This window comes from Synergistaceae bacterium (genome assembly GCA_017444345.1).
Lineage (GTDB): Bacteria > Synergistota > Synergistia > Synergistales > Aminobacteriaceae > JAFUXM01.
This window is the reverse complement of record JAFSWW010000117.1, coordinates 18,905-29,560: the sequence shown is the minus strand read 5'-3', so window position 1 is coordinate 29,560 and position 10,656 is coordinate 18,905. Positions and strand designations below refer to the sequence as shown.

6 protein-coding genes are annotated in these 10,656 nt (G+C 37.5%); 4 read left to right on the top strand and 2 right to left on the bottom strand.

Translation table 11 applies throughout. The features are described from left to right. Nucleotides 1-471: 471 nt before the first annotated feature. Genes IJS99_09190 through IJS99_09180 form a run of 3 tightly spaced genes read left to right on the top strand, consistent with a single transcriptional unit; the run spans nucleotide 472 to nucleotide 2,901 of the window. Entirely contained in the window at nucleotides 472-2,031 is a 1,560-nt protein-coding gene (locus tag IJS99_09190) for a methylmalonyl-CoA carboxyltransferase (GenBank protein ID MBQ7561984.1), read from the top strand. A 36-nt stretch (nucleotides 2,032-2,067) separates the two neighbouring features. Then, on the top strand, nucleotides 2,068-2,469 hold the full coding sequence (locus IJS99_09185) for an OadG family protein (protein MBQ7561983.1): 402 nt from the start codon (nucleotides 2,068-2,070) through the stop codon (nucleotides 2,467-2,469). Between the two features lie 33 nt (nucleotides 2,470-2,502). After that, nucleotides 2,503-2,901 (top strand): biotin/lipoyl-binding protein, encoded by a 399-nt coding sequence (locus tag IJS99_09180; GenBank protein ID MBQ7561982.1) that lies wholly within the window; start codon nucleotides 2,503-2,505, stop codon nucleotides 2,899-2,901. A 62-nt stretch (nucleotides 2,902-2,963) separates the two neighbouring features. Here IJS99_09180 and IJS99_09175 read toward each other — a convergent pair whose 3' ends face one another. Continuing rightward, nucleotides 2,964-4,091 carry a DUF362 domain-containing protein gene (locus IJS99_09175; protein MBQ7561981.1) on the bottom strand — a complete coding sequence of 376 codons (1,128 nt, stop codon included), beginning with the start codon at nucleotides 4,089-4,091 and terminating at the stop codon, nucleotides 2,964-2,966. Then, on the bottom strand, nucleotides 4,091-4,555 hold the full coding sequence (locus tag IJS99_09170; GenBank protein MBQ7561980.1) for an NAD(P)H-dependent oxidoreductase: 465 nt from the start codon (nucleotides 4,553-4,555) through the stop codon (nucleotides 4,091-4,093). The genes IJS99_09175 and IJS99_09170 overlap by 1 nt, the downstream gene beginning before the upstream one ends. Before the next feature lie 910 nt (nucleotides 4,556-5,465). Here IJS99_09170 and IJS99_09165 point away from each other — a divergent pair. After that, the gene (locus tag IJS99_09165) at nucleotides 5,466-10,649 is read left to right on the top strand and encodes a putative Ig domain-containing protein (protein MBQ7561979.1); all 5,184 of its coding nucleotides are present in this window, start codon (nucleotides 5,466-5,468) and stop codon (nucleotides 10,647-10,649) included. Nucleotides 10,650-10,656 lie beyond the last annotated feature (7 nt).

The following is a 10,656-nucleotide window of genomic DNA, read 5'->3' as shown; positions in this document are numbered from 1 at the left end:
TTTATATTTTTTGTCGTACTATGGCCGTAATTATTTGCTGCTGTTATTTGAACTTCATAAATAATTCACTTCTTATTATAAAATAAATCCTTTATGACAACGAGCGCAAATTTATTCATGAAATCATTTAGGGAGGTTTTGACGCGTGAGAACTATTCACGAAATTACATAAATTGCAGAGGAGGGGCATGAGCGATTACAAGTGTTTATGTGTTTACATATTTTCATGATAGACTCTCCCTTCTTTTAGTAATAAGATTTTATCTATTATTTATAATCGTCAAATTACAAAATTAAATTTATTATAGCACTTAATGATTAAGCCTTGTTATATTTTTGTGAGTGCCTTAAAATAAAACTTTCAGCAATGCCCGCCGTAATCTTTGCAACGAATGAATTTATATGATATTCTAGCTTGTAAATTAAGCAAGAAATTTTTGCATACTTAATAAAAGGAGGAACTTGTCGGATATGGGATTTCGTTCAATAGAAGAACTTTGCGGCGAACTTAACGAGAAACGCAATAATGCCCTTGCTGGAGGCGGAACTGAGGCCGTATCAAAGCAGAAAGATAAAGGCAAAGGCACAGCTCGCGAACGAATTGCGCAATTACTCGATCCGGGCTCATTTGTAGAGATCGACGAATTTGTTACACATCGCTGCAATAATTTCGGACTCAACGAGAAAAAACCTTTAGGCGACGGCGTTATAACGGGCTGGGGAACTATTGAGGGTCGAAAAGTTTTTATTTTCTCGCAGGACTTTACAGTTTTTGGAGGTTCACTCGGAGAAAAACACGCGGATAAAATTTGCAAAATTATGGACATGGCTATGCAAATGGGCTGCCCAGTCATAGGAATTAACGACTCAGGCGGCGCAAGAATTCAGGAAGCAGTCGACTCACTTAACGGCTATGGCAAAATTTTCAAGCGCAACACACTAGCAAGCGGAGTTATACCTCAAATTTCTATCATAATGGGACCCACTGCCGGCGGGGCTGTATATAGTCCTGCATTGACTGATTTTATTTTCATGGTCGATCATGAAAGCATTATGCATATCACCGGCCCTGAAGTAATCAAAGCAGTAACCGGCGAATCAGTAACAAGTGAAGAATTAGGCGGCGCAGTGACTCATAACACAATCAGCGGGAACGCTCATTTTTGCGCAAAGGACGAGTCAGAATGTTTTGCACAGGTCCGCAAAGTTTTATCATATTTGCCCCTGAATAATTTAGACGACGCGCCGTTTAAGGCAACAAATGACAGTGTAGAACGTGCTGATTTGACATTGCGCGAGATTGTCCCTGTGAATCCTAATAAGGGCTATGACGTTCACGAGGTATTAAGCAAAGTGCTTGACGACGGAGAATTTACAGAAGTACAGGCCGGTTTTGCTAAAAATATTGTAACAGGTTACGGACGAATCGGCGGGCGTTCAGTCGGAATAATTGCAAATAATGCGGACGTAATGGCGGGCTGTCTTGATATTAACGCGTCAGATAAGGCATCACGTTTTATAAGACATTGCGACGCGTTCAATCTTCCTATAATAACATTTGTAGATGTTCCCGGATATTTGCCCGGAGTAGATCAGGAGAACGGCGGAATAATTCGCAAGGGCGCAAAAATGTTATATGCATATAGTGAAGCTACTGTGCCTCTTGTTACAGTTATAATGCGTAAGGCTTACGGCGGGGCATATCTGGCAATGAGCAGTAAATCACTCGGAGCTGATGTCGTGCTTGCTTGGCCTCAGGCAGAAATCGCAGTAATGGGAGCAGAGGGCGCAGCTAGTATCGTATTCAAGAATGAGATTAATAATGCAGACGATCCCAGCGCAAAGAGGCTCGAAAAAATTGACGAATATCGCGAGGCATTTGCAAATCCATACAGAGCAGCAGAACGCGGTTATGTCGATAAAGTAATTTTGCCTGAAGAGACAAGAAAAGCAGTTTGGCAGGCCATCGAGGCAGTACAAAGCAAACGAGAGACAGCACCCAGCAAAAAACACGGTGTAATCCCTCATTAAATTATATATTTATAATAGGATAGGAGGAAAATTTTAATGCACTTTGAAGGACTCTCCGGAGCTATTAATGTAAGCATAGTAGCATTCTCTATAGTGTTCGGAGTCTTGCTTGCATTGACGGCGGTAATTTTCGGAATGAAATTATTTGCTGGCAGTAAAGACGAAAAAAAAAATGATCCAGCACCGGCAGTAAATAAACCAGCTCCCGTAAAAGCTGCACAAAATCCGGTAAAATCAGCCGCCCCCGATAAAGCGAAAATCGTAGCAGCAATCACAGCAGCTATTATTGAATTCACAGGGAGTGCAGACTTCAAAATTTTATCAGTACAGGCAGACAACGGAGCATATTTACCCGCCGGGGATTATTGGACAAGTTTATGGAAGACGGCCGGAACTTTCGCGCTGAATTCTAACAGGTTAAATCGCAGATGGCGTTAATTTATTAATATTTATGAAAGGAGAAATTAAATCGTGAGCAATAAATATAGAGTCGTAGTAGATGGCACAGCTTACACAGTAGAAGTAGAACCCTTAGGAGCAGGAGCAGTAATCCCCGCCCCTGTATCAGCACCCGCCGCACCAGTCGCAGCAGCCCCGGCAGCAGCAACCGCCCCCGCACCTGAAGCACCCGCAGCACCCGCACCAGTCGCAGAAGGAGCAAGCACAGTTACAGCACCCATGCCCGGCAAAATTTTAAACGTAAAAGTCAATGTCGGTGACTCAGTAAACAGCGGAGATCTTGTATTATTACTTGAGGCCATGAAAATGGAGAATGAAGTATTTGCAAGTGCGTCAGGAAAAATTACAGAGATTCGCGTCAAGTCCGGCGACAGTGTTAATACAGGCGATGTATTAATGGTAATTGCTTAAAAATTTTTTGTGATTCAAGAAAGTAAACCCCTCTGAATATTTCACACAGGGGGGAATTTTTTTTATCGCGTCAAGAAATTTACAAGTTTCAATAATTTGCTTTCTCGAAATTCTATAGCCTTAACCGGGCACATCTCATGACAGCAATAACAGCGAATACATTTATTATAGTCAAAATATAATTTTTTGTTCTCGTGTTTAAGAGCCTTTGCCGCACAAATTGACTCACATCTTCCGCAGCCTATGCACTTTTCAGGAATATGAACGGGCTTAGAAGTCATTAATTTATCAAGAAGGGGAATTCTCGGAATTAATCTCATTGAATGAGTCTTAGGCAGGATTACATTTTTGAATTCATGAGTCGAGTCAAAATCGCCGCAAATATCTTCAGGATTTAATACGCACTCTGACATTTTGCGACTCTTTGCGGCCAAGTATAGCGGGTATTCGTTGAAATCAGCACCGAGAAATTTACACAGCCAGAAATCCATTTTTACCGCGTCAACAGCAGCACCGATTAATCCGAAATTATACGGCTCGCCTGAAGTAGGGCCGTCTTTGTGCATTCCGATTATACCATCAATTATAGTGAAAGAAGGCGCGACTCCCTCATAAATATCAAGCAATAGTCCCGCAAATTTTTCACGATTTAAGCCTACATTATAGTGCCAGCCTGCTTTAAGCCGTCCGGGTATACAGCCGAATAAATTTTTAACTCCCATTGTTAAATACATTTGGCCGTGAGTCTTTAACTTTGCGAGATTTATAATTTTATCTGCTTCAATAACTTGTCTGCTGACTTGGATTTTATGAAAACTTGCGCCGCTCTTAACGGGAAGATTAACGGGGTCGGTTAATTCTTTGCATTCGATTCCGAGTTCTTGCGCTACCTGAATAAAACCGGCTTTCTTTGCTGAATTCATAAAATTATCGATTCCCGGACTGTCAGCAATGAAAGGCACTCCCCCGCATGAGATAACTAATTTTGCGGCTGCACGGACTATAGCGGGATCTGTTGTAACTCGGCGCGTGATTTCATGACCTGCTACGAGATTTACTTTTAGCAAAACTTTATCGCCGGGGTTAATAAAATTTTTGACTCCTCCGAAAAAATCAAATGCACGAGTTATTGCTTTATCTATTTCAGGTTGATTATATGATTCTTGCTTAATAAATAAAATTTTGCTCATTAATTTAAATCCTTAAGCCACTCAGAAATTTTTGATTTATCGAGCGAGTTTGCTTTTATGCCGTCGAAAACTTGTGAGTCTTTGCAGAGTTCGCGAATCTTTGCTGTAGCCTTCTCACAATTTGACCCGCCCGACGTGCAGAATGGATAAATTTTTTTGCCCGAAAAATTATTTTGCTCAATAAATGAAATAATAGCCTGCGGACAAGTGAACCACCAGATCGGGAATCCCAGTAAAATTTTATTATAAGCGTCAAAATTTGTAATCGGCTCACTAGTTAGTGCGGGCTTCTCATTATTCTTGAATTCCTTGCGCGCTTGTATAATAGTCATGAAATAATTTTTTGGATATTTTTTTTCTGTGATTATCTCATGAAGAGGGGCGTTAATTTCACTTGCAATTAATTCGGCTATTTTCTTAGTCCGGCCGCTCTTGGAAAAATAAGCAATTAGTATATCGTTCATAAATTTTTGACTCCTTCATATAAACATTAAATAAATTTTTGCGGTCATTATAGCAAATGAATCAAGAAATTTTCTTGTGAAATTATTATATCGTGTGAGAGATTTATATTATTAAGTTATATAGTGAGTGAGTATAAAAATTTTATTTGCTGCTTTATATGCGTGTGAGAAAAATTTATATCGTGTAAAATCATAAATATATTTGTGAATGACATTAAAAATTTTTTTGCGAGATTCTTTCTTGTACGGATAATGAAAAATTTTATATTGCATGTGCTCACAAAAAATTTAGTGAAAATGTTATATCGTGTGAGTATGTAAAAATTTTATTTGCGGCTTTATATGCGAGTGAGAAAAATTTATATTGCGTGAACTCATAAATAAATTTGTGAATAGCGTTAAAAATTTCTTTTGAAGTCTGTAAATTTTGCTGGCTTATATGCAGAATGAGAAAATTTATATTGCTTGAACATGTAAAAATTTTATTTGCTGGCTTATGTGTGAGTCAGGAAAATTTTATATTTATTATCGCGTAAATATATTTGTGATTCTGATAAAAAATTTCTTGCTGGTCTCTATAAAATTTGCTGAATTATATATGATTTTATCTTGAGCAAACTCGTTAAAAATTTCTTGAGAATATTATAATTTGCGGGTAAAAATTTTGCGCGAAAAATTGCAATACAACAAAAAATTTTTGCTTTATGAGTGTTTGCTATAACTGGAAAATTTTAATATTTTTGTAGCTGTAAATGTAGCTGTAAAATCTCTTATTTTTCTGGGTTATTCATTGAAAATATTTCATGCAATTATATCAGGAAAAAATAAATTATCCTGTTAGATTTTCACGTTTTGGATATAATAAATAGCACTTTACAGCTTAATATATTTAGAGAGGTGCAATGTCTAAATGAGAAAATTTGCGGTTTATGCGTTAATTCTTGTGTCGAGTTTTATTATTATCTCGGCGGCATTTGCTGATCTTCATATTGACTCGGCATTTCCTGATCCTAATTTTGCGAGCTATGTTAAAGGATTTGATAGACACTATTTTGACGAAGACGGCCATGAGAGATGGGACGGCAGTGGCAACGGATTCCTTGACGGGGCAGAACTTAATGTTTTAGCAGGGCAGTCAGTTCTTGAATTACACAATATATTTTCGTTGAAAGGTATAGAATATTTTCCTAATATTGACTATCTTAAAATTTATTATGGCAGCTTGTCAGAACTCAATACGGGCGCAAATCCTAAATTGACTAGTATATACTGCGAATGGCTGAAACTCTCGAAAATTAATTTACAGAAAAATAGCGCATTAACTGATTTAGGCCTGTTCAACAGCGAAATTACAGAAATAGATTTAAGCAGCAACACTTCACTAAAAAATTTGATGCTGGGCAGTAATAAAATTTCAGAGCTGAATTTAAGCAGTAATCACAATTTAGAAACACTCAAGTGTGAATATAATAAATTAAGCGTCTTAGATTTGAGTAATCATCAAAAACTTAGAGAGCTTAAATGCGATAATAATAAATTAGTCTCGCTTGATATTAACAGTTCTAATCTTGATTGGATTGATTGTTATGATAATAAACTCGAACATCTTGATTTAAGCAGCTGCACAAGTTTAACTGCTCTGAACTGCTCAGACAATAATTTAACAGAATTAGACCTCAGCAAGAATCACAAATTAAATTTTATAGATGCTAAATATCAGGTCAGCAATAAATTAAAAGTTAATGCTGTAACAAACGGTTTTGAAGTCTGCTTAAAAGATTATGTCTCAAAACTTGAATATATTGATATTAATTCCCTGAAGGCTTATAGAGGTAAAGGCAGTAGAGTAAATCTAATTTCACATGATATAGATACGGGAATATTACTTTTTTCAAGCAGACCGGACGAACTTGAATATAAATATAATACTCACTCGCCGAATAATTATATAATGTCCGTCACTATAAAATCTCCTTTAGGTGTTGAAGCTATAGAACGCGGATATTTCGGAGGCTCTGACTATGACTATATAATTGGCGATATGGACGCAGAAAATTATTTAGACAGCAATGGCAATAAAATCACTGAAGATATAATAGCTCTCAAGCCTTATAGTACATACGGCAAAATAGGATTTACTGCTGATGGAAATTCACGGCTCATTCTAAGAGTATATACTAATAGACCCGGCAATGTATTTTTTGAAATTCCTGATAATATAGGAGCGACTCTTGAAAACTTGAATAAAATCGAGCTTAATACTTTAACTCCAGTGCACACAACAGAAATAGATAATTCGGACATGAAGGGACATCAGGCTTCGGCGGTTCTTATTGCTCCTGCGGCATTCCCTGCTCACAAAAATTTTCCGAAAGATTATTTTACTGTTAATGTGAAATTTACAGCCGATGAGACTGACGAGGAAATACCCGAAAATGAGAAGGAACTTGAACGAGAAATAGAATTAGAGATCCACGCCGCTCCGGTTCTGTTAATTCCGGGAATGTTCAGCAATGCAATACAAACTTTTGGCATTTACGGCAAAAATGGAGTCTGGCCTGAACTTATTAAGGCAAAATTTGATGAGAATCATATAAGCGTTTGGAATTATGACGGCAGACAAAGCACTAATGACATTCTTGCAAATGATAATAACGAATTATTTAATACTATTCTTGAAATGATTAATTATTATAATCAGGGCGGTATAGTAAGCACAAAAGTTGATATTATTGCTCATGGAATGGGCGGACTGATGGCACGAAAATTTTTAAGCGAAGAAAACAACGACTCGCGGGACGGCAATAACTGGTCTATACGTTCATATAGGCGCGGAATGGTAAGACGGCTTATTACAGTGGCGACTCCTCACAGGGGGACTCCTTGGGCAGATTACGATAATACGAACACTTTTATTACTGCTATGTATAACAGCATTCTAAATAATAATAATAATGTATTTAATAATCAACTTGATAATTTAAGAAAGCCCGTTGCACTTCTCATGATGTTCGCAGCTTATAAAATTGATCCTGAAACTGTGAAAGATTATTATAAAAACGCTTGGCTCGAACTGAAAACAACGGCAAAACGCAATTACGGATTCCCTTCAGGCGTTCCCATGTATGCAATTTACGGCGATATACGCGGAGACGGTTATTATGATACTGCCTGGCAGATTTTCGACATAATAATGGACTGGTCAATAGGATTTAATGTTGATATTCGTAATCTTCCGCAATTTGCAGTAAGTACAGCAGGGAAAATTTATAAAAATGTCGGGGGGAAAGTTTTAAGTGTACTGGGATATATATTGCAGCTGCCTACATGGTTTAGAGATCTCACAAATATATATGCCACTTTATTATTTGGTACAGAAGCAAATGATTTAATTGTATCAGCAAGCAGTGCAGCAGGTGATTTTACAGGACACAGCAGCCTTTATTGGAACGGTATTGAGGCTTTACACCCTGATTTTGCAGACAGATACGCACATTGGAATATATGCCGTCAAAACGATGTCGGGCGCGAAATAGCTTTGTTGCTGAAAGGATCATCATCAAAATTTAAAATTTTTGACTCGAATACTGTTAATACAAGTTTTAAATCTGTAAATAATTCGCCCTCGTTATCTGTATCAGCTTTAAATGTAAATAAAAATATTGATATCGACTTTAAATTTATAGAGTCAATGCGCTTGAAAGTTGAGCCGTCTGTATTTTCTCAATCTGATATAAATTCAAAGACTGTAACTTTAACGCTAAATTCAGATAACCCCGTAAAAAATGATGTATTCTGCATATTCGGCAATGATGACGAGAACAGATTTTTCACGTTCCCTGCTTTAAATGACAATAGAACAGAATTCAAAGTAGAATTTAACGCAAAAGATTTCTTCAAGAGTTTTGACAAGGGGACAATAGAAATTTTCTGCTTATCATTTATATCAAAAGATGCTGATATGTCAGGCGTGAGAATCTCTAATACAGTAAATGCTGCCCTGCTCGATGATTTAAGCAATATAAACATAGTAAAACTTGACTTTAACGCAGGCTCAACACTTTACACAAATAAGAATTCAGAGACTCCCGCGGAACTCTACGCAATTGACGAAAACGGGAATTATTACGATATATCATCGCCATTAAACGGCACTGAATGGACTTCAGAAAATGAATCGATTGCACGTATAAATCAAAATGGCTGCGTTCAGGCTCTTGAAGAAGGCTCCACGACACTTACAGCAAAATTTAAGAATTTCACCGCGTCAATAAATATTACAGTCGGCCCCGCTATTGTTTATGATGACGATAACGACTCAGATTTGCAAATTATAACGGAGTCTCTTGATAAGGCATTCACAGGGAAGATTTATAATTTCACTCTCAAAGCCTCAGAATCTAATAATATAAAATGGTCTCACACGGGCGAACTTCCCCCGGGATTTGATTTAAGCGAGTCTGGCATTATAAGCGGCACTCCTACAAAATCAGGCACTTATAAATTTACTGTTACTGCATCAAACGGGACTGACTTGGCCTCGAAAGAATTTACTATGATTGTGAGTGCGTCAGGATCTTCACTAGAAATCACTACAACAACTCTCAAGAATGGCACTGACGGCAAAAAATATAGCGTATCACTCAAGGCAAAAGGCGCAAAATCTTTAACATGGCAAGCTGCGAATCTTCCCGACGGCCTGGCAATTAACGAGTCAACCGGCAAAATTTCAGGAAATCCTACACAATACGGCGATTTTAACGTGATAATCACTGCTTCAAATGGGAGTAATTTGACACAAAAAACTTTCTCGCTTGTAATAAATCCCGTCTTGCCTAAATTCTCCGGAAAATTACCAGCCGGCAATGTCTATAAAGAATATCGCTCATCACCGTTAAAAATTTCTAAGGGGTCAGAGCCTATCACATGGAGCATAAAAGAGTCTTTACCCCCCGGACTAAGTTTTGACGTGAACACCGGCATAATTTCAGGGACTCCGACTCAAGGTTTTAACGGCAAAATTACTATAATTGCTGCAAATGCCGCCGGAGAATCTGCTAATAAATTAACTCTCAAGATAACAGCAGAGAAACCCGCAATAACTTCAATAAATAATTACGGACTTAAATCTGCAATAATCGGCGAAAATTATATAATTTCCTGCGCAGGAACAGGCACTCCACCTTTAAGCTGGGATTTTACGGGATTTCCTGAAGGCATGAGCTATGATGTAAAAACGGGTATTCTTTCAGGCATTATTAATAAATCAGGAAAATTCAAGATTAATATAAATCTCTCTAACAGTTCGGGCAAAATCGCAAAGAAAAAATTTTCTTTACAAGTCTATAATCCGCCTGTAATTACAAGTGATTCACTTCCTGAAGCGACTTATAAGGCAAAATATAACGCAAATATCACAGCAACCGGCGACAAAACTATAAAGTGGCGCGCTGATAATCTACCTTCAGGACTAAAATTTTCTAGCAAGGGCAAAATTTCAGGGACTCCGACTGCTGCACCGGGGGAATATAATATTATTATTACTGCCTATAATGACAAGATCCCCGCTGAATATTCAAGACGTGAGACGAGTCAAAATTTTACGCTCATAATAAATAATAACTCTGACCCGAAAAAAGCATATATAACTCCGCAAAATTCAAATCTTGCAAATAATGACGTGTCAGACTCGGACTCAAGCTCAAAACTTGAATCAGAAATTATTAACGAGCCCGGGGAAGTTATTAGCTCAAACGAGAATTTATTTATAGGCTCTGAACGTGATATTAATTCTATCAATATAAATATTTCTGATGATTATATAATTGCTGCTGTATTGCCTGAGATTCACGTTAATAAAAGCGGTCTCTATGAACTTGAAATCGAACTAGACGAGAACGCACAAACTAACGCAAAATTATTCTGGCTGGCATGTCCGCAAAATAATAATCCTTCAGAAGATGACGAGATCGCTGAATTCTATAACGAGTCAGGCCAAGAAATTTTTACAGTCCCGGAAAATAAATTAATTATTGTCTCTGCGTGGCTGAATAAAGATATAATTTATGCGCCTGTTATTCTTGTCAGCAAATAAATAAATT

Bases quoted from the DNA above. Each gene is read 5' to 3' on its own strand.
- IJS99_09185 (MBQ7561983.1), top strand. From the start codon at position 2,068: ATGCACTTTGAAGGACTCTCCGGAGCTATTAATGTAAGCATAGTAGCA.
- IJS99_09175 (MBQ7561981.1), bottom strand. From the start codon at position 4,091: ATGAGCAAAATTTTATTTATTAAGCAAGAATCATATAATCAACCTGAA.
- IJS99_09165 (MBQ7561979.1), top strand. From the start codon at position 5,466: ATGAGAAAATTTGCGGTTTATGCGTTAATTCTTGTGTCGAGTTTTATT.
- IJS99_09170 (MBQ7561980.1), bottom strand. From the start codon at position 4,555: ATGAACGATATACTAATTGCTTATTTTTCCAAGAGCGGCCGGACTAAG.
- IJS99_09190 (MBQ7561984.1), top strand. From the start codon at position 472: ATGGGATTTCGTTCAATAGAAGAACTTTGCGGCGAACTTAACGAGAAA.